19 protein-coding genes are annotated in these 22,950 nt (G+C 57.4%); 15 read left to right on the top strand and 4 right to left on the bottom strand.

Annotated features, from left to right (window positions below):
* Window positions 1-123: 123 nt before the first annotated feature.
* From B7364_RS02660 to B7364_RS02635, 6 genes are all read left to right on the top strand, one after another.
* The gene (locus tag B7364_RS02660; RefSeq protein WP_085338400.1) at window positions 124-978 is read left to right on the top strand and encodes a TIGR01459 family HAD-type hydrolase; all 855 of its coding nucleotides are present in this window, start codon (window positions 124-126) and stop codon (window positions 976-978) included.
* A 60-nt stretch (window positions 979-1,038) separates the two neighbouring features.
* On the top strand, window positions 1,039-2,076 hold the full coding sequence (locus B7364_RS02655; RefSeq protein ID WP_085338399.1) for a 2'-deoxycytidine 5'-triphosphate deaminase domain-containing protein: 1,038 nt from the start codon (window positions 1,039-1,041) through the stop codon (window positions 2,074-2,076).
* A gap of 1 nt (window position 2,077) precedes the next feature.
* Window positions 2,078-3,508: an L-piperidine-6-carboxylate dehydrogenase gene (gene amaB, locus B7364_RS02650; RefSeq protein ID WP_085338398.1), complete on the top strand. Its 1,431-nt coding sequence runs from the start codon at window positions 2,078-2,080 to the stop codon at window positions 3,506-3,508.
* Window positions 3,509-3,550: 42 nt separating this feature from the next.
* The gene (gene apaG, locus B7364_RS02645; RefSeq protein WP_085338397.1) at window positions 3,551-3,949 is read left to right on the top strand and encodes a Co2+/Mg2+ efflux protein ApaG; all 399 of its coding nucleotides are present in this window, start codon (window positions 3,551-3,553) and stop codon (window positions 3,947-3,949) included.
* A gap of 39 nt (window positions 3,950-3,988) precedes the next feature.
* The gene (locus B7364_RS02640; protein WP_085338396.1) at window positions 3,989-4,963 is read left to right on the top strand and encodes a glycerophosphodiester phosphodiesterase family protein; all 975 of its coding nucleotides are present in this window, start codon (window positions 3,989-3,991) and stop codon (window positions 4,961-4,963) included.
* A 514-nt stretch (window positions 4,964-5,477) separates the two neighbouring features.
* Entirely contained in the window at window positions 5,478-6,062 is a 585-nt protein-coding gene (locus B7364_RS02635; protein ID WP_157893444.1) for a hypothetical protein, read from the top strand.
* Window positions 6,063-6,073: 11 nt separating this feature from the next.
* Here the strand turns inward: B7364_RS02635 and mtaB are convergent, their stop codons facing one another.
* The gene (mtaB, locus tag B7364_RS02630) at window positions 6,074-7,372 is read right to left on the bottom strand and encodes a tRNA (N(6)-L-threonylcarbamoyladenosine(37)-C(2))-methylthiotransferase MtaB (RefSeq protein ID WP_085338394.1); all 1,299 of its coding nucleotides are present in this window, start codon (window positions 7,370-7,372) and stop codon (window positions 6,074-6,076) included.
* A gap of 122 nt (window positions 7,373-7,494) precedes the next feature.
* Here mtaB and B7364_RS02625 point away from each other — a divergent pair, with 122 nt between their 5' ends.
* The 4 genes from B7364_RS02625 (at window position 7,495) to B7364_RS02610 (ending at window position 10,113) form a co-directional block, all read left to right on the top strand.
* Window positions 7,495-7,707 carry a PLDc N-terminal domain-containing protein gene (locus B7364_RS02625; RefSeq protein WP_198534008.1) on the top strand — a complete coding sequence of 71 codons (213 nt, stop codon included), beginning with the start codon at window positions 7,495-7,497 and terminating at the stop codon, window positions 7,705-7,707.
* 106 nt (window positions 7,708-7,813) lie between these two features.
* Entirely contained in the window at window positions 7,814-8,740 is a 927-nt protein-coding gene (locus B7364_RS02620) for a sulfite exporter TauE/SafE family protein (RefSeq protein WP_085338392.1), read from the top strand.
* The gene (locus B7364_RS02615) at window positions 8,737-9,507 is read left to right on the top strand and encodes a TIGR02186 family protein (RefSeq protein WP_085338391.1); all 771 of its coding nucleotides are present in this window, start codon (window positions 8,737-8,739) and stop codon (window positions 9,505-9,507) included. The genes B7364_RS02620 and B7364_RS02615 overlap by 4 nt, the downstream gene beginning before the upstream one ends.
* A gap of 138 nt (window positions 9,508-9,645) precedes the next feature.
* A complete protein-coding gene (locus B7364_RS02610) occupies window positions 9,646-10,113 on the top strand; it encodes a DUF3429 domain-containing protein (protein WP_085338390.1) in 468 nt (155 codons plus the stop codon).
* 15 nt (window positions 10,114-10,128) lie between these two features.
* Here the strand turns inward: B7364_RS02610 and B7364_RS02605 are convergent, their stop codons facing one another.
* Together B7364_RS02605 and cysS are read right to left on the bottom strand one after the other, a co-directional pair.
* Window positions 10,129-10,527, bottom strand: coding sequence for a hypothetical protein (locus tag B7364_RS02605; RefSeq protein ID WP_085338389.1), 399 nt, complete (start codon window positions 10,525-10,527; stop codon window positions 10,129-10,131).
* Window positions 10,524-11,912: a cysteine--tRNA ligase gene (gene cysS / locus B7364_RS02600; RefSeq protein WP_085338403.1), complete on the bottom strand. Its 1,389-nt coding sequence runs from the start codon at window positions 11,910-11,912 to the stop codon at window positions 10,524-10,526. The genes B7364_RS02605 and cysS overlap by 4 nt, the downstream gene beginning before the upstream one ends.
* Before the next feature lie 208 nt (window positions 11,913-12,120).
* On the opposite strand from cysS, the gene folE reads away from it, so the two are divergent.
* Window positions 12,121-12,738 carry a GTP cyclohydrolase I FolE gene (folE, locus tag B7364_RS02595; RefSeq protein ID WP_085338388.1) on the top strand — a complete coding sequence of 206 codons (618 nt, stop codon included), beginning with the start codon at window positions 12,121-12,123 and terminating at the stop codon, window positions 12,736-12,738.
* A 36-nt stretch (window positions 12,739-12,774) separates the two neighbouring features.
* Here the strand turns inward: folE and B7364_RS02590 are convergent, their stop codons facing one another.
* On the bottom strand, window positions 12,775-13,650 hold the full coding sequence (locus B7364_RS02590) for a DUF817 domain-containing protein (RefSeq protein ID WP_232780780.1): 876 nt from the start codon (window positions 13,648-13,650) through the stop codon (window positions 12,775-12,777).
* Window positions 13,651-13,716: 66 nt separating this feature from the next.
* On the opposite strand from B7364_RS02590, the gene hisI reads away from it, so the two are divergent.
* The 4 genes from hisI (at window position 13,717) to B7364_RS02570 (ending at window position 22,566) form a co-directional block, all read left to right on the top strand.
* Entirely contained in the window at window positions 13,717-14,139 is a 423-nt protein-coding gene (gene hisI / locus B7364_RS02585; RefSeq protein ID WP_269798751.1) for a phosphoribosyl-AMP cyclohydrolase, read from the top strand.
* 108 nt (window positions 14,140-14,247) lie between these two features.
* A complete protein-coding gene (locus B7364_RS02580; RefSeq protein ID WP_085338387.1) occupies window positions 14,248-16,422 on the top strand; it encodes a PQQ-dependent dehydrogenase, methanol/ethanol family in 2,175 nt (724 codons plus the stop codon).
* 37 nt (window positions 16,423-16,459) lie between these two features.
* On the top strand, window positions 16,460-17,596 hold the full coding sequence (locus B7364_RS02575; protein ID WP_157893443.1) for an AI-2E family transporter: 1,137 nt from the start codon (window positions 16,460-16,462) through the stop codon (window positions 17,594-17,596).
* Window positions 17,597-17,691: 95 nt separating this feature from the next.
* Window positions 17,692-22,566, top strand: coding sequence for an NAD-glutamate dehydrogenase (locus tag B7364_RS02570; protein ID WP_085338385.1), 4,875 nt, complete (start codon window positions 17,692-17,694; stop codon window positions 22,564-22,566).
* Window positions 22,567-22,950: the final 384 nt, after the last annotated feature.

Here is a 22,950-nt window from a genome sequence, read left to right as displayed (position 1 = left end):
TGCTTGCTTCAGCCAAGCACAAGGCAAACCCCCGGAGGTCTCTTCCTCGCGGGGCAAAAGGTGTTGGGAGAAACCCACACCCACCATTCTCGACCTTCTCCTCAAGTCGCAGTATCAGGGGCCATGACTGTACGAATCATCCATGCCCTCGCCGATATTGCGGATCACTATGACGCCGTCCTGTGTGACGTGTGGGGAGTGATCCATAATGGGCGGGCGGCCTATCAAGAAGGCTGTCATGCGCTGGCAGCGTTTCGCGCACTGGGCAAGCCTGTGGTGTTAATCTCCAACGCGCCGCGCCCGTCCCATGTCATCCCCAAGCAATTGGAGGCGCTGCACGTGCGCCGCGATGCCTGGGATGCGATTGTGACGTCCGGAGATGCGACCCGCGCCGAGATCGAAAAGCGGGGTCCCCGTGGCTATAAGATTGGCCCGTCCAAGGATGAGGGTCTCTATGAAGGCCTGCCGGTTGATTTCCGCCCAGCTGAAACCGCCGATTACGTCATTTGCACCGGCCTGCGCGATGATTTGACGGAGCCGCCCGAAAGCTATCGCGAAGAACTGGCTGCATTGGCGGCCCGCCAACTGCCCTTCATCTGCGCAAACCCCGATCGGGTAGTCCAATTTGGTGGTCATTTGATCCCGTGTGCTGGGGCCTTGGCCGACATTTATGAGGAATTGGGCGGCCCCGTTATCATGGCAGGCAAGCCCTATGCGCCCATATATGACCTAACCATCGCTGCGGCAGAGCGCCTTGCCGGTAAGCCGCTGGCACGCGAGCGCCTATTGTGCATTGGCGACGGGGTGCAGACCGATGTTGCTGGTGCCCATGGCCAGAAGCTGGATTGTTTGTTTGTCGCCGGCGGTATTCATGCGGCCGAACTTTCCAATGCCGATGGGCTGGATGGGGCCAAGGTTGAAGCCTTCCTCGCCTCTTATCGAGTCGATGCGCGCTGGGCGATTGCCGAACTGGCTTAGGCCGCGCGCCCCCGACACAGGGGCATAGAGAAAACGCCTCAAACCCGCTATGCAAGTGGAATGATCGATTCCATCGCTGACGGGGTTTTGCCCGACCACATTCTGCAGGCCTTGGCCGATGGCGGTGCCATTACGGCCGCCACCCCCTTTGCCGACAGACAAATCCAGCCCGCCAGCCTCGACTTGCGCTTGGGCGATTTTGCTTACCGCGTCCGTGCCAGCTTCTTGCCTGGCCAAGGCCGTACGGTGTCGCAGCGTTTGAGCGAGAGCGATTTGGTGCTGCACAAGCTCGATCTGCGCGAAGGGGCGGTGTTGGAAACAGGCTGCGTCTATCTCGCCCCCTTGCAAGAAAGCCTCCTCCTCCCAGAGACGGTGTATGCCTTGGCCAACCCCAAAAGCTCGACCGGGCGGATCGATGTGTTTGTGCGCGTGATCGCCGATGGGGCCACGAGTTTTGACCGCGTGCGCGCAGGCTATCAGGGCCCCCTGTGGGTTGAGATTTGCCCGCGCACTTTCTCCATCCTCGCCCGCCCGGGCGACCGCTTGGCTCAGTTGCGCTTGAAAAAGGGCCAGACGCCAACGCTTCAGCGCCTCGATCTGAACTTGGATCTATCCCACAGCTCCCTCGGCCCGGTTATAGGATATCGGGCGCGCCGCCATGCGCCCCTGTTGGACCTTGCGAAAGTGGGAGGCCATGCGCCGCGCGACTGGTTTGAGCCTTTGACGGCGCGCGATGGTCGTTTGGTGCTGGACCCCGGGGAGTTTTACATTTTGGCCAGCCAGTCGGGCTTATCGATTCCGAAGGATGTTGCCGCAGAAATGGTGGCAACCGCCGAAGACCTTGGCGAATTCCGGGCCCATTATGCAGGCTTTTTTGATCCGGGCTTTGGTGCGAAAGATTATGGCAGTGCCGGTGCGCGGGGGGTGTTGGAAGTGCGCGGGCGTGACGTGCCCTTTGTTTTGGAGCATAATCAGCCCGTGGCCCGCCTGATTTATGAGCCTCTGTCGTCTGCGCCCCAAGCCTGTTACGGCGATGTGGGCAGCCATTATCAAGGCCAAGGCCTCAAATTGTCCAAACTGTTTGAACCATGGTCCTAAGATGTTGATCGCCTCTATCTCTCCCATTGACGGCCAGAAGTTGGGTGAAGTGCCAGCGGCCTCGGCCGAAGATTGTCGTGAAGCCTGCGAAACTGCCCAAGCGGCCTATTTGGCGTGGCGGTCCATTCCCGCGCCGCGCCGGGGCGAATTGGTGCGCCTATGGGGGCAGGAATTGCGTACCCGCAAACAAGAGCTTGCCGATATGGTGACGCTGGAAGCGGGTAAGACGCGCTCAGAAGCCTTGGGCGAAGTGCAGGAAATGATCGACATGGCCGACTATGCGGTCGGCCTGTCGCGGCAATTGGCGGGCCTGACTTTGGCGTCGGAAAGGCCCGGTCATCATCTGCTGGAACGCTGGAAGCCCTTGGGTCCGGTTTTGGTCATCAGCGCCTTTAACTTTCCCGTGGCAGTATTCGCGTGGAATGCCATGTTGGCGCTGGTCTGTGGGGATCCGGTGATTTGGAAGCCTTCGGAAAAAACCCCACTTTGCGCCCAAATCACCTGCGCCATTTTTAACCGCGCCGTGGCAAAATTTGGGGCCGAAGCTCCCGCTGGTCTGATCCAAGTGCTGCAAGGGGATGCGGTGATCGGGGCAGAGCTGGTTGAAAATCCGCTGATCCGTCTGGTCTCGGCCACAGGCTCGACCCGTATGGGCCGCGAAGTAGCCAAGGCCTGTGCGGCGCATTTGAAGCGCAGCTTGTTAGAATTGGGCGGCAATGGCGCCATGATTGTCCGGCCAAGTGCTGACCTCGATCTTGCTTTGCGGGCGATTGTGTTTTCGGCCGTGGGAACAGCCGGTCAGCGCTGTACCACTCTGCGACGCTTGATCGTGCACCCCGATGTAAAGGCAGACCTCGTTGCGCGCCTGATCCGCGCCTATCGCAGCCTGTCGATTGGTGACCCGCGCAAGCCTGAAACCTTGATTGGCCCGTTGATTGATGCCGCTGCGGTGACCAGTATGCAGCAAGCCTTGGAGGCGGCCCAAGCCGAAGGCGGACGTATCCTGGTGGGCGGCCAACCCTTGCAGGGCAATTATGTCCAGCCCGCCCTCGTTGAAATGCCGGGCCAAACTGCCATCATGGGGAAAGAAACGTTCGCCCCCATCCTTTATGTGGTGGAGGCTGACACGCTGGCCGAGGCCATCGCCATTCAAAATGATGTGCCTCAAGGCTTATCCTCCTCCATCTTCACCACGGACTTGCGGGAAGCGGAGACCTTCTTGTCGCACTCGGGCTCGGATTGCGGGATTGCCAATGTCAATATCGGAACCTCGGGCGCTGAAATTGGTGGGGCCTTTGGCGGAGAAAAAGAAACCGGCGGCGGCCGCGAAGCTGGCTCTGACGCGTGGAAAGCCTATATGATCCGCCAGACCCAAACGATCAATTACTCCACCACCTTGCCATTGGCGCAAGGCGTTGTCTTTGATCTGTAAGCAAAGGATGCGCCGGGTGATGAGGGGCAGTATAGGCAGGCCATGACCCAATATTCCGCTACCACCCGCGGCGTCCGCATTCAGGTGACGCCGGTTTTCCTCGACGATCAATCCGATCCCGACGAGAATGATTTCATGTGGGCCTATACGGTTGAGATCGCCAATCTGTCGGAAAAGACCGTGCAGCTTACCGCGCGCACCTGGAAGATTATTGACCATCATGGCGTCACTCACGTCGTGCAAGGGCCGGGCGTTGTAGGCGAACAACCCATTTTGCGTGAGGGCGACAGCTTTACCTATACCTCCGGCTGCCCGCTCTCGACACCCTCGGGCCTGATGATGGGCAGCTATCTGATGCAGACCGACGATGGCGAAACCTTCGAAGCCCAAGTCCCCACCTTTTCACTCGACAGCCCGTTTGAAATCCGTAGTGTGAATTAAAGCGGCTGGGGGGGCTCCAATATAGGTCTCGAGGTCTGAATGAAAAAGCTGCGTTTCCCCGTCCAGTTTGGTCTGGGGTGGGTCATCCTCTTGGGCCTTTGGAGCCCGGTTGCCGCGCAACAATTGGTGCAAAAATCTCACCCGATTTTGGCCCATCGCGGGGTGCATCAGACCTATTCGCGAGAAGGTCTTGAGCGCGATACGTGCACAGCGACGCGCATCACGCCCCCCACGCATGACTTCATCGAAAACACCATCCCATCGCTGTTGGCGACTGTGGCGCTGGGCGCGGATGTCATTGAAGTGGATGTGCATCCCACAACAGATGGCGATTTCGTCGTCTTCCACGACTGGACCTTGGAGTGCCGCACCAATGGCAAAGGCGTGACCCGCAGGCAGACCATGGCCGATCTTCGTGACTTAGACGTCGGCTACGGTTATACCGCCGATCAAGGGGCGACCTTTCCGCTGCGGGGGAAGGGCGTGGGCTTGATGGTCAATCTTGAAGAGGTGCTAAAGGCACTGCCCAGCACGCAACTCTTGATCAACATCAAGAGTAGAGACCCTGAAGAGGGCCGCAAGCTTGCCGCCTATCTCTCACAGCGGCAGATCAGACCAGATCGTGTCATGGTCTATGGGCATGAAGTGCCTGTTGCCACCTATGTGAAGGCTGCAGGACCTGAGTTTCGTGCCTTTTCCAAGAAGCAAGTTGCCGATTGCTTGAAGTCCTATGTTGCGTGGGGTTGGTCAGGCTTTGTGCCGCAAGCCTGTAAGCGCAGCGTAATCCTGGTGCCCCATAGCCATACAGGGCTCATCTGGGGCTGGCGATCCAACTTTGCCAAACGCATGGCCAAGGTAGGTAGCCGCGTCTATTTGGTGGGGCCCGCGCCGAAGAATTCTCAATCCTCCTTGGGTGGATTAAATGACCCAGCCCTGCTCAAAGGCTTGCCGGAAGGCGTGGGTGTCTGGACCGACACCGTCGAAACCATCGCCCCAGCTTTGGCGCGCCAGTAAGATAAGGGCCGCGCACTCTGGTGGGGGTGACGGTTTTTAAGATGATTTTGTCAAAGGCGTTTTGGTGATCCTTCCGTCCCACCAAAACGCTTGCTCGAGCGCGATCGGGCGATTTGTCGCGTCAAGTTCAGATTTCCTTTGGAAATGGGCCGCCCGAGGTCCCCGCCTTTTTTCAAACAGGAAGCGGGCCTTATTTCTTGATGAGAAGGCGCAACTTGGTTCTTGGGAACCAAACGTGCGTCAATGGCGCGAAGCGGACGTGCCTTGTCCCATCTTCCACAAACCATAACTCGCGGCCTTTGGGGCAGGCAGGGCCTAAACCAAAGCCTTTCAGTCGAGAAAACCCACGCCCTCAGCCCCGCTACGTGACGCGCATACCCTCGCCCCTGAGGTCCCCGTTCCTAGGGCCCGCCCTGAGAGGATGCCAAAACCCAGGAAAGAGGTCCCTTCAAACTGCAAAAATTTTGCAAAAATCAACACCCCTCCTTAAGGCGGCAGGGGTATGATTGTGTCTATGGAAGTTTTGCCTTGTGCCGGGGACGACCCAATCGTCCTGTCCCATATCATGCCCACGCCCATTCGCCTGATCTTTGGCGGGTTTGGTCTTTTGGGCACCCTTTTGTTGTTGATTGAGCTGGGGCCTGCCCTCTGGCCACCAACAATCCTGACCCTGTTTTTCGGTATCATTGTCTTGGGCGGCCTTTCCGTAACTTTGGCCTTCATGGCAGGCTCTGCGCTTAGCCCCGATCAGACTTGGGAGATACGCCCCGGACAGGTGACCATCACCTATCAATTATTCAACAAAACCTCGGTCAAGACCTATGGTCTCGCGGATTTCGATGAGATGGAGGTGGTCGATTCATCCTATGATTCCGATGTTCAGACCTATCAATTGGTTTGCCGTTTGCCGATTGGAAAGACCGTCCAAACTGGGCTTGAAAGCACGCCCTTCTTGATGGCGGTTTTGGCCTTTCTGCGCGACCCTTTGGCGATTTCAAAAGGTGTTCCCGATGCAGAGACCTGGCTGAGATCACCTAATTTTTCTCGACGAGAAGCCGCAGAACAGGCTTTAGCCCGGTTTCAGGGGCGCAAGCCCTAGCTCTTTTGGGTTTAGGCAAGCTCGCCCAGAAGATAGCCATCAGCCCGACCGGTGACGCGGGCTTGGATCAAGGTACCGGCGAGGCCGCCAGGCACCTGGATTTCGGCAAAGCTATTCAGTCGGCCTTTGCCATCGCGTTCAATCAGCACGGTCTGGGTGGTGCCGATCTGGCTGTCCTGATAGGCGGCTAGAGCTTGCTGGCCCTTCTCGCGCAGAATTGCAGCGCGAGCCTTGATCGTGGCCTTATCCACTTGCGGCATGCGGGCGGCAGGTGTTTCTGGGCGCGGCGAGAAGGGGAAGACATGTAAGAAGGCCAGTCCCACGTCATCGACCAAGGCCAAAGAGTCGGCGAAATGGGCTTCGGTTTCGGTGGGAAAGCCAGCAATCAAGTCTGCCCCGAAAGCGATATCGGGGCGGGCCGCGCGCAAGCGGGCAGCAAGCTTGACCGCATCCTCGCGGGTGTGGCGGCGCTTCATGCGCTTTAAAATCATGTCTGCCCCATGCTGAAGCGAAAGATGCAGATGCGGCATCATCCGCTCTTCCTCCGCAAACAAGCGGAACAAGGTGTCGTCGATCTCTACCGCATCAACCGATGACAGGCGGAGGCGCTTCAAATCGGGCACCAATTTCAAAATGCGCTGGACCAGATCGCCTAAAGTGGGCTGGCCGGGAAGATCCGCGCCCCAAGACGTCATGTCCACGCCGGAAAGCACAACTTCGGGCACGCCCTTAGCAACCAAACGGCCAATCATGGCCACCACTTCCCCTGCCGGGACCGAGCGGGAATTGCCGCGTCCAAATGGGATGATGCAGAAGGTGCAGCGGTGATCGCAGCCATTTTGCACCTGGACATAGGCGCGCGCCCGGTCTTGCACGCCATCAATCAGATGGCCGGCCGTCTCACGCACGCTCATAATATCATTGACCAGCACGCGCTCGCTCTGTCCGCTTGCGAGGGCGGCAAAGGTTTTGGGTTCGGCCTTTTCGGCATTGCCAATCACACGGTCGACCTCGGGCATGGAGGCAAACATGCCAGGGTCGATTTGCGCCGCACACCCGGTCACCACGATCAGCGCATCTGGCTTTTGCTTGCGCGCCCGGCGGATCGTTTGGCGCGCTTGACGAACGGCTTCGCCTGTCACCGCACACGTGTTGACGAGGACCACATTCGACAGCCCTGCATCTTCTGCGAGATTGCGCATGGCTTCAGATTCATAAAGATTGAGCCGACAGCCCAAAGTGATCGTCTCGATGGACCCGCGCGGGTCGGAGACGGGCAAATCAGCGTCTGGCAAGATTTCAGTGGTCATGGAACTTGGGCAATGCTTTCTAAAGACGCGCGCGGCTCAACGGCCATTGCGTCTGCCGTGGTCGGTCCCAATATCATAAGTGCAAGGCAAATGCAGGGCCTTCATGTAGGAGCGACTGACACATGTTCGGAATGGAATGGAATAATGGCTTCACCTTTGGCTTTCTATTCTCCCTCGTCTTGGGTCTCTGGGCTGTGATCAACATCCTCCAGAATGATCGCACCGGGCCTTTTGGCAAATCGGTTTGGTCGGTACTGGTGCTCTTTGTGCCCTATCTGGGTTTCATTGCTTGGCTTTTGATCGGGCCGAAAGCCACTAAAAAGCGGATCGGTTGAGCCTTTGGGCCTAAAAGGCGATTGTGGTTGCTGCAAATGTGACCAAACGCCATAGAAACGCCATCCGACGCAGCCTATGGTCCTGTAACTCATCGGGGCGGCGTCTATGCAAGTCTATCTGCCCATTGCGGAAATGGCAGTAAGTCCGTGGCTCATGGCTACTTTGGGACTGGTTGTCGGCTGCTTGTCTGGCATCTTCGGTGTTGGCGGTGGATTTTTGATGACGCCGCTATTGATGCTGATGGGGATTCCAGCGCCTGTGGCGGTCGCTGCGGGGGCCAATTTGGCGGCAGCCTCGTCCATGTCTTCTGTCCTTGGCCAGTTTGAGCGACGAGGTGTGGATCTACGTATGGGCCTTGTGATCTCGATCGGCGGGATCATCGGTGTCGGCATTGGCTCGCTCTTGTTCAGTTGGTTGAAGTCGCAAGGTGCGGCAGAAGCCACCGTGCGCATCGCTTATACGATCTTGCTTGGCTCATTAGGGACCAGCTTGGTATGGGAAAGCCTACGCGCAATGGCCAAAACGCGTGCCGGTGGGCCTGCGCCAAGCTTTCGTCGGGCGACCAATGACCTCGCTCATCACTTGCCGTTCAAGGTGCGCTTCCCCCGGTCCAAACTGGTGATCAGCATTATCCCGCCTTTGGCCATTGGGGTCGGGGTCGGTATTTTGTCGGCCATTATGGGCGTGGGCGGCGGCTTCATCCTGATCCCGGCTCTGGTCTATCTTATTCATATGCCGCCCAATCTGGTGGTGGGTACCTCAACCCTACAAGTTTTGATTACGGCCTCGGCCACCACCTTTCTGCAATCAGCGGCCAATGGCAGCCTCGATCTTGTTTTGTCGGGCCTATTAATTGTCGGTGGTGTGATGGGCGCACAAATTGGCGTCATCATTGGCCGCAAGCTGAAGGGAGAGCAATTGCGTGCACTTCTGGGGGCCTTGGTCCTTCTGGTGGCGCTACGACTTGCGGCGGACCTCGTCTTTGTACCCTCAACCTTGTTTGAGTTGTCCTCCCCCGGGGGTGGCCTATGATGGCGCGTCTCTCCATCTGGATGGTTTTGGTTTTCGGCCTCATCGTCGGCCCTGCCGCCCAGGCGCAAAGCACGCAGGTTTCGGCGGCGCTGATTGATGATGCCGTCTTGGTGACGTCAAGCTTTACCGGGGCGAAGGTCACGGTTTTCGGCTCTGTGCGGGCGGGCTCGGTTGGGCGTACCGATATTGTGGTTGCGGTTCGCGGCCCAGACCGTCCGGCTTGGATCGCTAAGCGCAAGCGCACTGCGGGGCTTTGGATCGGCAAAGACCAGATCAATTTTGCCGCGGCACCCACGTTCTTTGGCGTCGCCAGTGCCCGGCCGCTAGAACAGATCGCCCCCAGCGACACGCTCTCGCTGTATGGCCTGCGACCTAAGGGGCAGTTGGATATTGCCAAGGCCAGCGCTGACTCGCCTCTTGCCGATGAATTGGTCGATGCCTTTGTCGCACAACGCCAGCGCGAGAAGCTGTATGTGGATGATCCCAATGGCGTGAAACTCCTTAAAGGTGGCTTATTCCGCGCCGATATTCAGATGCCAGATCGCACACCTCCCGGCCTCTATACGGCCAAAGTCATGGTGTTTCGCAATGGTCGGCCCGCCCAATCCACACTCACCACCCTAGTGGTCAGCAAGGTTGGGACAGAACGTGCCCTCTTTGAATTTGCAAGAGATCATGCTGTATTGCATGGACTAGCAGGGGTGCTGCTGGCACTTGTGGCGGGTCTGTCCGCCGCGGGCATCGTCAGGCGCTTTGCACCAGGTTGAGGCCTAGATCGCCGTGCGCCAGTTAGGAGGCACACCAGGTCGATCTAGTTTATAATGTGAAGCCCATGTGTCGCTAAAATCGGTTTGAGGTTTTGCGCATTAGGCCCTGAGGCGCTGTGTCAGCGCGAGGAGATAAGCATGCGCCGTCGAGATGTTGCCCCTAAGACCCCGTGGATCCTTGGTCTGTTGGGCTTGGTGCCATTTTTTGCCACTTTGGCGGGCAGCCTCCTGGCGGCTTCGCCTTATGACGGGGTCTCTACGACTTTATTCTTCGCCTATGCTGGTGTGATCCTTTCCTTTTTGGGTGGGGCGCGCTGGGGCTTTGAGATTGGGGCGAGGCCTGAAGCACCGGGCATCCTTACCCTGACGGCTGCGGTGCTGCCGTCTTTGGTCGCCGCACTGGCCATAGTCACCCAATATGTCGCGCCTTTAGTTGGGCTTGGCATGCTGGCGGGTGGATTTGTGCTGATGTGGGTTTGGGACTTTGTGTCGACGGGCGGCAGCACGCGCCGTTGGCCCTTATGGTACCGGCCCTTGCGGGCAGCCTTAACCTTTGGCGCGCTCATCGCCTTGACCGGCAAAGCCTATCTGACCCTGCAAATTTAGGGGCAAGTTTGGGGATTACTTCACAATCTCGCAAATACGAATGAATTGCGCCTTTTCGGGCAAATAGGGTTGGCTGCGCACAATGGTGTTTTCCTCGCACCCGCCTTTACGCTCAGCCTTCAAACAGGCCCGTTCGCCCGTTTTCATCGGGTTTGGACCACACTCAAAGCCATCCTTGATCAAGCCTGCTTCAACCTCGGCGGTTGGGCTATTCTGGGGAAAGCGGGTCACCAAGTCCTGCTTCAGGGCGAGGGTTGCGCGCTTGTCCACATCCGCGGTGGCGGTTGCATCGGGATGGGCTTCGACGTGCGCCTGCGTTGTCGACGGATCTTTCGCCGGCTGACAGCCTGCAAGGATTGTCAGAGCACAAGCGCCAAACACAACCAGCACGACATGGGTGGGGCGTAGGCTCACGAAATAAACCGCCAGCTTGCGCCGTCCTTGCCATCGGTGACCTCAACCCCGCGCGCAGCCAATTCAGCACGCAGCCGATCGGCTTCTGCCCAATTGCGGTTGGCCCGGGCTTCAAAGCGGGCTTGCACCATGGCTTCGATTTCGGCTGTCACGCCGTCTTCAACCGTAGCACCTGCACGCGATAGCCACGCCTGTGGCTCTTGCCCCAAAATGCCCAGCAGAAGCCCGGCACCCAAAAGTTCCGCCTTGGCCCGTTTGCGATCCTCAAAAGTCTCGGCCTTATTGGCCTTGCGCGCCAGCATAGAAAGTTCTGCGAGTGCCTTGGGCGTGTTGAGGTCATCGCACAAGGCGGTCAAAATGCCTTCGGGCAGGACAGGCTCCACCCGCTCATTCCACACACTGTCCAAAGCCCGATAGAGCCGGTCCAAAGTCTTCATCGACTGCAAGATCAACTCGTCGGTCCAATCCAGGGGCGCGCGATAATGGGCCGACAGCAACGCCAGCCGCAGCGCTTCGCCGGGCCAACGCTCTACCATTTCATGCACCAATTCCACATTGCCCAATGACTTCGACATTTTGTCGGAATTCATGGTCAAAAAGCCGTTGTGCATCCAGATGTTTGCCAGCGGCGCCCCCTCATGGGCGCAGACCGATTGGGCGATTTCATTTTCATGGTGCGGGAAAATCAAATCATGACCGCCACCATGAATGTCGATGGTCGTACCTAGATTGGTCTCAATCATGGCGGAGCATTCGATATGCCACCCAGGCCGTCCAGCACCAAAAGGGGCCTGCCAGGCCGGTTCGCCTGGCTTAGCAGCCTTCCACAAAGCAAAGTCTGCTGGGTCGCGCTTATTCCCATCGACACTGATGCGGGCACCGGCCTCATTGTCATCCAGATTGCGGTTCGACAATTGCCCATAGGTCGGCATGGAAGGCACGTGGAAGTAAACCCCATCGGGTGTCGTATAGGCGTGACCTTTATCCAATAGGCGGCCAACCAATGAAATGATGTCATCCATATGGGTGGTGACTTTAGGTTCAAGCGTTGGTTGCAGTGTGCCCAGTGCTGCCATATCGGCGCGATAAATGGCGGTGAATTTTTCGGTGATCTGGCTGATATCCACACCTTGCTCTAAGGCAGCTGCGTTGATTTTGTCGTCAACGTCAGTGATATTCCGCGCGTAAATCACGTGCTTTTCGCCATAAATGGCACGCAAAAGCCGGAACAGCGTATCAAACACCACGGCCGGGCGGCCATTGCCGATATGGGCAAAATTATAGACAGTTGGGCCGCAAACATAGAGCGTGACGCGTTCAGGATCTTGCGGCACGAACCGCACTTTTTCTCGTTGCAGGGTATTGAACAGTTCTATTTCACGCATCATGTGATCCAAGACGAAGAGCCAACGTAGACTCTTCAGTGGTTTGAGTGTTTGTTATTGCTCCAGTCCTTTAGACTGAAATGATGCTGACGCGAAGACGGCATAAACGGTGCGCCTACATGTGTAGACGCATGAAATGAAAACAGGGCGGGCGTTAAGACCGGATTTCCGGCTCGACCTCCGACCCCTTTGAAAGGGGCATAAGCTCATGGACGCGATTACAGATCCGCGCCTCATCTCTGAGGTGTCACAAGCCGACCGACCAACCCGCGACGAGGCGATGGCTGCCGTGCGTACCTTGTTGCGCTGGGCTGGCGATAACCCAGACCGGGAAGGCCTGATCGATACACCAAAGCGCGTGGTCGAAGCTTACCGCGAATTCTTCGCTGGCTATGAAATGGACCCAGCGGCAGAATTGAGCCGCACGTTTGAAGACGTCCAAGGCTATGACGACATCGTCATGCTGCGCGACATCGACCTCGAAAGCCATTGTGAGCATCATATGGTGCCCATCTTGGGTCGGGCTCATATTGCTTATATGCCAACCAATCGTGTCGTTGGCATTTCCAAGATTGCCCGTGTGGTTGAAATCTTCGGCAAGCGCTTGCAAACTCAAGAGACCATGACCGCGCAAATTGCAGATTGCATCACCGATGCGCTGCGCCCTGCCGGTGTGGCCGTCCTTTTGGATGCCAAGCACCAGTGCATGACCACACGTGGGGTGCATCACCCCAATGTGGCAACCATCACCACCCAATTCACCGGCGTGTTCAAGACCGACCGGGAATTGAAAGACCGTTTCCTGCGTTTGGCAGGTTACAACTAAATCCTCCCCGATTTGTTGTGCGAACGCGCCGGGCCCTTAAGGGTCCGGCGTTTTTGTTTGGAGCTCTGGCGGCCTTGGCGGGTGTACCTGGGTCACCAACACAAAGCTCAAAAGCATTAAGAGATACCAAGCGCCCATCTTGCTAAAAGGCACCATGTGCCAGCCATCCTGCTGGTGGGGATAGATCCAAGTATTGGTGAAGGTCCCGATATTCTCGGCAAACCAGATGAATAACGAGACCAAAAGAAAGCCCAACAGCATCGGCATCCAGCGGGCCGTTTGATCCGGCGTGAAATGGACCCGGCACCTGAAGAAGATCACGACCGAAACCATATAAAGGCCGATCCGTATGTCGGGTCCAAAATGATGGGTAAAGAAATTCACATAGGCCCCGATGGCCAGCACCCATGTTGTCCAAATGGGGGGATAATGGCTAAAGCGCAGGTCCATCAGGCGGGTGATGCGGGCCATGTAGCTGCCGACACACGCATACATAAAGCCGGTAAACAACGGTACGCCGCCGATCTTGAAAAAGGCGTCCCCGGGATAGGTCCAAGAGCCCATATGGGTCTTGAACAGCTCCATGATCGTGCCCACGACATGGAAGACCGCAATCACCTTGACCTCTTCCAAGCGCTCCAGCTTCAGGGTCACCAATAAAACTTGCAACCCAATGGCGGCCAGAAACAGAAAGTCGAACCGGCTCAGCACGGCCCCTTCTTCAGGCCAGAACAGCATGGTCAGGATCAAAAGCGCCAACATGGTGCCGCCATAGAGGCAGGCCCAAGCCTGTTTGATGCCAAACATGAAAAACTCAAAGGCTGCGGTACGGGCCGCGCTGTGGCGGGCCCAGTCTCGGGCTTTGGCATGCAGCACAAGCGCCCCATTGCGGGTATGATCATAGATGTGCAAGAAACAAGCTCTCCAACACTGGGCGCGTTGATCTTTAGCGTCTAAACCTTGATTTGAGGCAAAGATTTGGCCGCTTCGACTTCTTTCCCACAGGCTGGCTCCACCCAAGCTTTAGAGCGCGGCCTTGATTTGATGCCGCGTTTTGACGCCGACGGCCTGATCCCGGCTGTGGCGCAGTCGGCAGAGACGGGTGAAGTCTTGATGCTGGCTTGGATGAATGCCGAAGCCTTGCGCCTGACGTTAGAAACCGGGATTGCGCATTATTGGTCGCGCTCGCGCCAAAGCCTGTGGAAGAAGGGCGAGACTTCGGGCCAATTGCAGCATGTCCAAGAATTGCGCATCGATTGCGACCAAGATGCGGTGGTGATGAAGGTGAAAGTCGATGGCGATGGCGGGTGTTGCCACGTGGGCTTTCAGTCCTGCTTCTATCGCGCGGTGGTCGACAAGGACGGACGACTGGTGCAAATCCAGCCTGATCCTGCGTGCTGAAGCTCGGGCACATCCTAGCCTATTGCCCAATTCCCTAAAGCCGATACTGTTTCACCCACGACAAGAGATGGCCCTGCCACAGGCAGACCACCGGTCAGGGAGGAAAACATGATCAAACGGCTCGTCGCAACCAGTGCGTTGCTTATGGGAGTGGTGGCTGCTGGCTGCGCCCCCGATACATCCAACAGCCCAGCTGCCAAAGTTGATGCGGCACGCCTGACTGCTGCGGCAGCCGATGGCGATAATTGGATGAGCTATGGCCGCACCTATGACGAGCAGCGCTTTAGCCCCTTGGATCAAATCAATCTCACCAATGTCTCGAAATTAGGTCTGGCATGGAGTCATGAGTTTGATACCGACCGTGGCCATGAAGCCACGCCCATCGTGGTTGATGGGGTGATTTATACCACCACGTCTTGGTCAAAAGTCTCTGCCTTTGATGGCAAAACGGGCAAGCTCTTGTGGGCCTATGACCCAAAGGTCCCGGGCGAAACCGCGCATAAGGCCTGCTGTGATGTGGTCAATCGCGGCGTGGCGGTGTGGGGTGGTAAAGTCTTTGTCGGATCGCTCGATGGCCGTCTGATCGCGATTGATGCCCGAAATGGCAAGGAAATCTGGTCGAAAGTCACGGTAGACCAAGGCAAGTCCTACACGATTACGGGGGCACCGCGTGTCGTGAAGGGCAAAGTGCTGATCGGCAATGGCGGGGCTGAATATGGCGTGCGCGGGTATCTGAGCGCCTATGATGTCGAGACTGGGGAAATGGCTTGGCGCTTCTACACGACGCCTAATCCCAAAGGAGAAGCCGATGGTGCGGTTTCGGACAAAGTCCTGAAAGAAAAGGCTAATGCGACATGGAGTGATGGGGCGTGGAAGGAATCCGGTGGCGGCGGCACCGTATGGGACGCCATGGCCTATGATCCAGAACTCGACCTTCTTTATTTTGGCGTTGGCAATGGCTCACCTTGGAACCACAAAATTCGCTCTGGCGGGAAGGGCGATAATCTCTTTGTTTCCTCCATCGTCGCGGTCAAGCCCGATACGGGTGAGTATGTCTGGCATTATCAAACCACACCGGGGGATTCCTGGGACTTTACCGCAACGCAGCATTTGATGCTGGCGGAGCTGCCCATTGGCGGCAAGCCGCGCAAAGTTATCATGCAGGTGCCGAAGAATGGCTTCTTTTATGTGTTGGACCGGGCAACGGGCGAGCTTTTGTCTGCCAATGCCCTATTTCCTATGCCGAAAGAAGCCGATGTGCCCGCTGGCATGCCAATCCCTTGGGCCCATTCGGTTGATCTGAAGACGGGCCGTCCCAATGAAAACCCATCGGCCCGTTTCGCCAAGGCACCGGCCTTGGTGTTTCCAGCCCCCTTTGGTGTTCATAATTGGCACCCGATGGCGATGAATCCGAAAGAAAATCTTGTTTATGTGCCGGCCATGCTGGTGCCTGCCGTGTCTGGCGATCAGATTGGCCCCTATCGCCAGGTTGCGGGCGCGTGGAATACGGGCGTCAATATGAGCTTGGCGGCTCTGCCCGATGATGAGGGCCAGCGCAGAGGGTTGCGCGCGATGCTGACCGGCATGTTGGTGGCGTGGGACCCAGTGGCGGGCAAGCCCCGCTGGATGGCGCCGCGCAAATTCCCCTGGAACTCTGGCATCCTAGCCACGGCGGGCGGTCTCGTCTTCCAAGGCACGTCAGAAGGCTTTTTGGAAGCTTTTGATGCCGCAACCGGTAAGCAAGTTTGGTCCTATGAAACCCAAAATGGCATTATCGCTCCACCTGTCACCTATCGCTTGGATGGGGAGCAATATGTGGCGGTGATGGTTGGTTATGGCGGGGCGATTATCGCAGCCCCCTTGGCAGCACCCGATCGGCCGATCAGCCTGAAGGGCCGCTTGATGGTCTTCAAACTGGGTGGCACCGCCACGGCGGCGAGGTATGAGATGCCTGAAAAGAGCGCCCTTGATCTTTCCGCCACTTCGGTGGCTGGTGATCCAAAGGCGGGCCTTGATATCTATATGCGCCATTGCCAAGTCTGCCACGGCCATAGTGCCACGGGCGGCCTCTTGCCGGACTTGCGTTATTCGCCTGCCATCCAAGATGCGGCGACGTGGAAATCCATCGTCTGGGATGGGGCCAATGCCAGCCGCGGCATGGTGTCCTTCAGTTCCTGGTTGAACCAAAAAGAGATGGAAGACATCCGCGCCTATGTGGTTCAACAGGCCAAGGTGCATTATGCCCAACTCGGGACCGTGCAGAAAGTGGATCCAACCAAATAGGGTTGACCTCGGGTGCGATGCAGGTCTTTTTGCACCCATGACGAAATCTGACTCTTCATCGAGTGCGTCGCGGATGCTGGTAGCAGCCGCGGCCATTATCGCGGGCCTTTATTGGTTTGCTGATTTGCTCACGCCCTTAGCCTTAGCCATTTTCCTATGGCTGACCATCGACGCCTTTGCAGAGTCGCTCAGCAAGCGCATTAAGTTCTTACCCCGTGCTGCGGCGGTGCCACTTGCTATTCTGATTGTGTTTATCAGTCTGGCCGCCATCGTTGGCTTCGTCATTGAATATGCCGCAACCTTTTCGCGCTCGCTCGGGGCCTATCAGCTGCGTCTGGATGAGTTGATCAGTCAAGGTCATGCCTTTTTGCGTATGTCTGGTACACCCCCGACAGTTGGCCAGCTATTTGCCAATCTCAATCCGGGCTTGATCCTGCGTGGGGTTGCCGATGCGTTGCAAAGCTTTGGCGGCCAAGCCCTGTTCGTCATCATTTATGTCGCTTGCTTGTTTGCCGCCCAAGCTAGCATGCCCGCCAGGCTTGAGCAGATTTTTCAAGATGAGAAAGAGCGCGCCCGCGCCGCAAAAATCGGCAAAGCCATAGCCAAGTCGATGGAGCAATATTTGTGGGTCCAGACCATTACGGGCCTGATGATTGCGGTCGCCAGCTGGGCCTTATTCGCCGTCGTTGGGCTGGAAAATGGCTTGTTCTGGGCCACGATTATCTTTGTCTTGAGCTATATTCCCGTGGTTGGCGGCGCAGCCGGTAGCTTATTGCCCGCTCTATTTGCCTTGGTGCAATTCTCAAGCCCAGTGCCAGCCTTGGTCATCCTGGCGGGCACACAAGGGATTGGCTTTGTGGTGGGTAATGTTATTCAGCCGCGCATGACAGGCGATAGCCTGAATATCTCGGTCCTCGTCGTGTTTCTGTCCTTGGTATTCTGGGGTAAGCTGTGGGGTGGACCTGGGGCCTTTCTTGCCGTGCCCATGACGGTGATGTTGATGATCGTGCTGGCCCAATTCCCATCCACCCGCTGGATCGCCGTGATGTTGTCTAACAATGGCAATCCCGATTCCAGTGTTGATGAGGAAGAGACCCCACCCTCCAATTCTGCTGCAGCCAATCAGGATGACGTTAAGGAAGAAACCACAACTTCCAGCGATGATAAGGTTTAAACCGGGCTGAACCTGGCCTAAAACCCGCCGAGCTCCGATTGGGTTATGAGTGGGATGTAAAGTATCGCCTGCATGGCAGGCACGGGAGGATAGCGATGTCGGTAGACGCAACGGATCGGCGGATCTCACCAGATGATCTGATTTCAGCGGCGCTGGCTTTTCCAAGCTTCAAGTCAGGCGAACATCTCGAAGCCGCAGCTGAATCATTCCTGACCCAGATTGCCCAAGACGCCACGGAAGACGATGTGCAGGGCCTAACGTCAGCCGACCTTGCGGCGCTTGCCGATGGCTTCTGGCGCTGGACCTCGCACAAGCGCGCCGATGCGCAAGAAATCCGCCTGATTGAGGCCAAAGGCGCGCAAGGACAGCCCTTAGGTCGCGATATATTAGAGATCTGCGGGCCAGACATGCCGTTTCTAGTCGATAGCGTTATGGGCGAGATCGGGGCGCAAGGCGTGGAAGTGCGCGCCATGTTCCACCCCATTGTCTCCCTAAGCCGCGATCCAGACGGGATGCGCGTGCCCGGTGGCGTGCCGCTGACCGAATCCTTCATCCAAGTCCATCTGCCACCCACACCGCCTTCAAAGCGCGATGCCATCCTGATGGGCGTGCGCGAGACGCTGCAAGATGTGCGCCTTTCGGTTGTCGACTATCAGGCCATGAAAAGCCGGATGAATAATGCGATCAAGGAATTGGCGGTTGCCAAGACCAAAGCGACTGCGGATGAAATTGCCGAGTCGATCGCCTTTTTAAAATGGCTGGCAGCAGACCATTTCGTCTTCTTTGGCGTGCGTTCCTACGATTATCCGCGCGACAAGAATGGTGCTTGGATCAAGGACGAACCCGATATTCGCGAAGACCTTAACCTTGGCATTTTGCGCGATCCTTTGCGCATGGTGTTACGTCGCTTGAACGAGCCTTCGGTCTTAAGTGATGCGGTCCGGGCCTATATTGAAGAGCCCCAACCCATCATTGTGGCTAAATCCAACTTGCGGTCGCGGGTGCATCGCCGCACGGTGATGGACTATATCGGCGTCAAACGCTTTGGTGAAAATGGCGAGGTATTGGGCGAAGATCGCTTTGTTGGCTTGTTCACCGCTGAAGCCTATGACCAGATGGTGCGCGATGTGCCTTTGCTGCGCGGCAAGACAGAGCGTGTGATCGCCAGCGCTGGCCTTGTCCCCGGCAGCCATAATGACAAGCGCTTGCGCAATATCGTGGAGAATTATCCCCGCGATGAATTGTTCCAGATCGACGAAGAGGATTTGCGTCGGATTTCCTTGGGCGTCCAGCATCTGATGGACCGTCCGCGCACAAAAGTCTTTGTGCGCCGAGACCGCTTTGACCGCTTTATGTCAATCCTCGTTTTTGTGCCACGCGACCGGTATAATTCCGACGTGCGGGCCAAGATCGGCACCGCCTTGACCGAGGCCTATGGCGGCAGATTGTCTGCCTTCTATCCATTGTTTGGCGATGCCCCGCTGGCGCGCGTGCATTATGTGATCGGCGTTACCCCCAACCAGCATCCCAACCCAGATGTCGAGACGCTGGAAGCCCGTATCGCAGAGATCACCCGGACTTGGGAAGATGGCGTCGAAGCCTTGGCTGAAGGTAAAACGCGTGCCTTCCAACGCTATATTGCGGGCTTCCCTGCGGGCTATCGTGATGGCTTTGATGCGGCAGAAGCCCTGCGCGATATTGAAGAGTTGGAACAAGTCCAAGGCGAAGATGTGCGCGTGCGCGCCTATCGCCGCGACGATGACCACGAAACCGTTCTGCGCGCCAAGCTCTATAAAATGGGCGACCCAACCGCGCTTTCGGCTGCTGTGCCCATTTTCGAAAGCATGGGCCTTTATGTCGTCAGTGAAACCCCCCACAAGATCAAGCGCACCGTGGGCGACAGCGAAGAATTAGTTTGGGTGCAAGATGTCTCGATGCGCACCGCTAATGGCCGCGCGCTCGACTTTAAAGTTGTGGAAGGCTCTTTTGAAGAGGCGGTTTCGGCCATTTGGGCGGGCCGGGCTGAAAATGATGGCTTCAACCGTCTGATCCTAAAGCTGGGCGTCTCCTGGCGGGAGGCAGCCCTCGTACGCGCGCTGGCCCGTTGGCGTGGACAAACCGGCCTTGATCCATCTGAAGCCGTGCAACAACAGGCCGTAGCTGAATATCCAGAAATCACGCGCGCCATTTTAAACCTGTTCAAAATCCGCTTTGACCCTGACTTTGGCGCGAAAAAGACTCGAGAGACCGCCTCGAAGGCCGAGATGGCGACCATCCTTACCATGCTCGATGGCGTGCCCAGCTTGGATGCAGACCGGGTTTTGCGCCGTCTGGCGCAATTGGTCATGGCGATCCAACGCACCAATTATTATCAGCCCGACGCGGCCGGTGGCCATAAGTCCTATATGAGCTTCAAGATCGCCACGCGCGAGATTGACGAAGTGCCCGATCCCAAGCCGTACCGCGAAATCTGGGTATGGTCGCCGCAAGTCGAAGGTGCCCATTTGCGCTTTGGCCCGGTCGCACGCGGTGGCTTACGCTGGTCGGATCGTCGTGACGACTTCCGAACCGAAGTCCTGGGGCTCGTCAAGGCCCAACAAGTGAAGAACGCCGTCATTGTGCCTGTAGGCTCAAAAGGTGCCTTCTTCCCCAAAACCTTGCCCCGAGGGGGCAATCGCGATGAAATCCAAGCCGTGGCCATTGAGGCCTATAAAACCTTCTTGCGCGGCCTCTTGGACCTGACAGACAATATTGCAGGCGATGGCGGCATCGTGCCGCCGCGCCACGTGGTGCGCTGGGACCAAGACGATCCCTATCTGGTGGTCGCGGCCGACAAAGGCACGGCCACCTTCTCCGATATCGCCAATGGCATCAGCGCCGATTATGGCCATTGGTTGGGGGATGCCTTCGCCTCGGGCGGCTCAGTGGGCTATGACCACAAAAAGATGGGCATTACCGCACGTGGCGGCTGGGAAGCCGTCAAGCGCCACTTCCGCGAAATGGGCCACGACACCCAGACCCAACCCTTCACCGTCATTGGCGTGGGCGACATGTCGGGTGATGTGTTTGGCAATGGCATGCTTTTGTCCAAGCAGATCAAATTGGTGGCCGCTTTTGACCACCGCGATATCTTCATCGACCCCAATCCAGACTTGGCCAAAAGCTATGCGGAGCGGGCGCGCATGTTTGCTTTGCCGCGCTCATCCTGGGCTGATTATAACCCCAATCTGATCTCCCAGGGCGGCGGCGTTTTCTCGCGCAGCGCCAAATCCATCCCGCTCTCGCCAGAGTTGAAGGCCTTGACCGGCCTTGAAGGCCAAGAAGCTTCGCCCACCGATATTATGCATGCGCTTCTCAAGGCGCCCTGCGACCTCATGTGGTTTGGCGGCATTGGCACCTATGTAAAAGCCCAAAGCGAAAGCCATGCAGAAGTTGGCGACAAGGCCAATGATATTATCCGCGTGGACGGGGCAGCCTTGCGCTGCAAAGTCATCGGCGAAGGGGCGAACTTAGGCCTGACCCAGCGCGGTCGCATCGAAGCAGCCCAAGCGGGCGTGCGCCTCAATACCGATGCCATCGATAACTCGGCTGGTGTCGACAGTTCTGACCACGAGGTCAATATCAAAATCTTGCTCAATGGTCTGGTTCGGGCTGGCAGCATGACTTTGGAAGCCCGCGACGTCCTCTTGGCTGAGATGACAGACGATGTCGCCATCCACGTCCTGCGGCACAATTATGCTCAGACCATGGCCATCAGCTTGCAAGAGGCTACCGCCCGCCAAGACCTCGATGCGCATGAGCGCTTCATGGAGCGGTTGGAGGCTTCAGGTCGCTTGTCGCGCAAAGTTGAATTCCTACCGTCGACTGAGGAATTCCGCACCCGCCGCGCCAATCGGACCGGCCTGACACGGCCAGAGCTGTCGGTACTAACCGCTTATGGCAAGCTCGCCCTGTTTGACGATTTGATCGCGTCGGACGCGCCAGACGATCCATGGTTTGAAGACACTCTGGTGACCTATTTTCCACCCGGCTGTCGCCAATTCAAAGACGCTATGGCCAACCACCGCTTGCGGCGGGAGATTATTGCAACCGTCCTGTCGAACAAAATGGTCGATTTGGGCGGGGCGGCCTTTATGGACCGCGTGCGCGAAAGTGCGGTTGCTGACACTGGCTCTATCGTCCGGGCCTTTGCGGCTGCCCGGGCCATCTTTGGCTTGGATGAGGCGATTGATGCGGTCAATGCGCTGGACCTCAAGGTTCCCGCCTCGGTCCAATTGGACTTGATGATGGAGATTTTAACCGTTCTGCGCCGGCAAAGCTTCTGGCTTGCCCGCCGGGCCAGCCGGGGCGATGGGGCGGGCTTGCGCTCGGTTGGGGATCTGGTCGCCACTTATGCAACCGGCGTCCAAAGTTTGGCCAGCATGATCTATGACGTGGTCTCGCCGTTTGAAAAGGCCCGCCTTGAGGCACGTTGCAAGACGCTGAAGACCGCAGGGGCACCCGAAGCCTTGTCCAAGTCGATCGCCGGACTCCTGCCTTTGACCTCAGCAACCGATATCGTCGATATTGCGGCACTAAAGGCCTTGCCCGTTGAAGCCGTCGCCCGCCTCTATCACGCCTTGGGGGCTGCTGTCGGCTTTGACGAGATCCGCGCTGCCGCAGGTCAAACCTCAACCCCGGACCATTGGGACCGTGTGGCAACGCGCCGCCTGATCGAAGAATTTATGGGCGAACAAGCAGGCCTTACCGGCACTGTGTGTGATCACGCCCAAAAGCTTGGCCAAACGGGCACCAGTGCGGCCTGGGCGAAAACGGTCGTCGAAAGCTGGTCGAAACTGAATGAAGCCGAACTTCGCCGTACCAGCTCTGCCCTTGGCGAACTCCGCGCCAGCCAAGGCGGCTGGAGCTTCGCCAAACTCGCCATCGCAAATACGCAATTGAAGGAATTGTCGGAGACAGCGCGAGCGTAAGGCTGGGGCAGGGGGCTTTAGGTCCTCATGGTGTCATCCTCGATTGCGAAGCCACGACCATGATCTTATGGCGCAATCTCGCGGCGGTGCCGGCTCGTAGCGCACACCCAGGCGCGGGTGGCATTGAGGGGGCGGGGAAGNCCGCTACCTCAATTGTTTTTGCGACATCGGGGTAGTCAAGTGCGCAGCTTTGCTGCGTCGCAAGGCGATCCGTTTTCGAAGAAAACGGGCACTTGACGACCCAGATGTCGCGGCCATCCTCGATCATCCATTTTGGTGAAACAGCGTTTCCACCAAAATGGGTCCAGATGGAATCTCCCCTCATCCCGTGAGAGTGTGGAGTGGATAGATAAAAACCTATCCCCCTGTATCCAAGCCTCGCAT

The organism is Aquidulcibacter paucihalophilus (assembly GCF_002105465.1).
In the GTDB taxonomy this organism is placed as follows: Bacteria; Pseudomonadota; Alphaproteobacteria; order Caulobacterales; family Aquidulcibacteraceae; genus Aquidulcibacter; species Aquidulcibacter paucihalophilus.
This window is presented reverse-complemented; position numbering and strand designations above follow the sequence as displayed.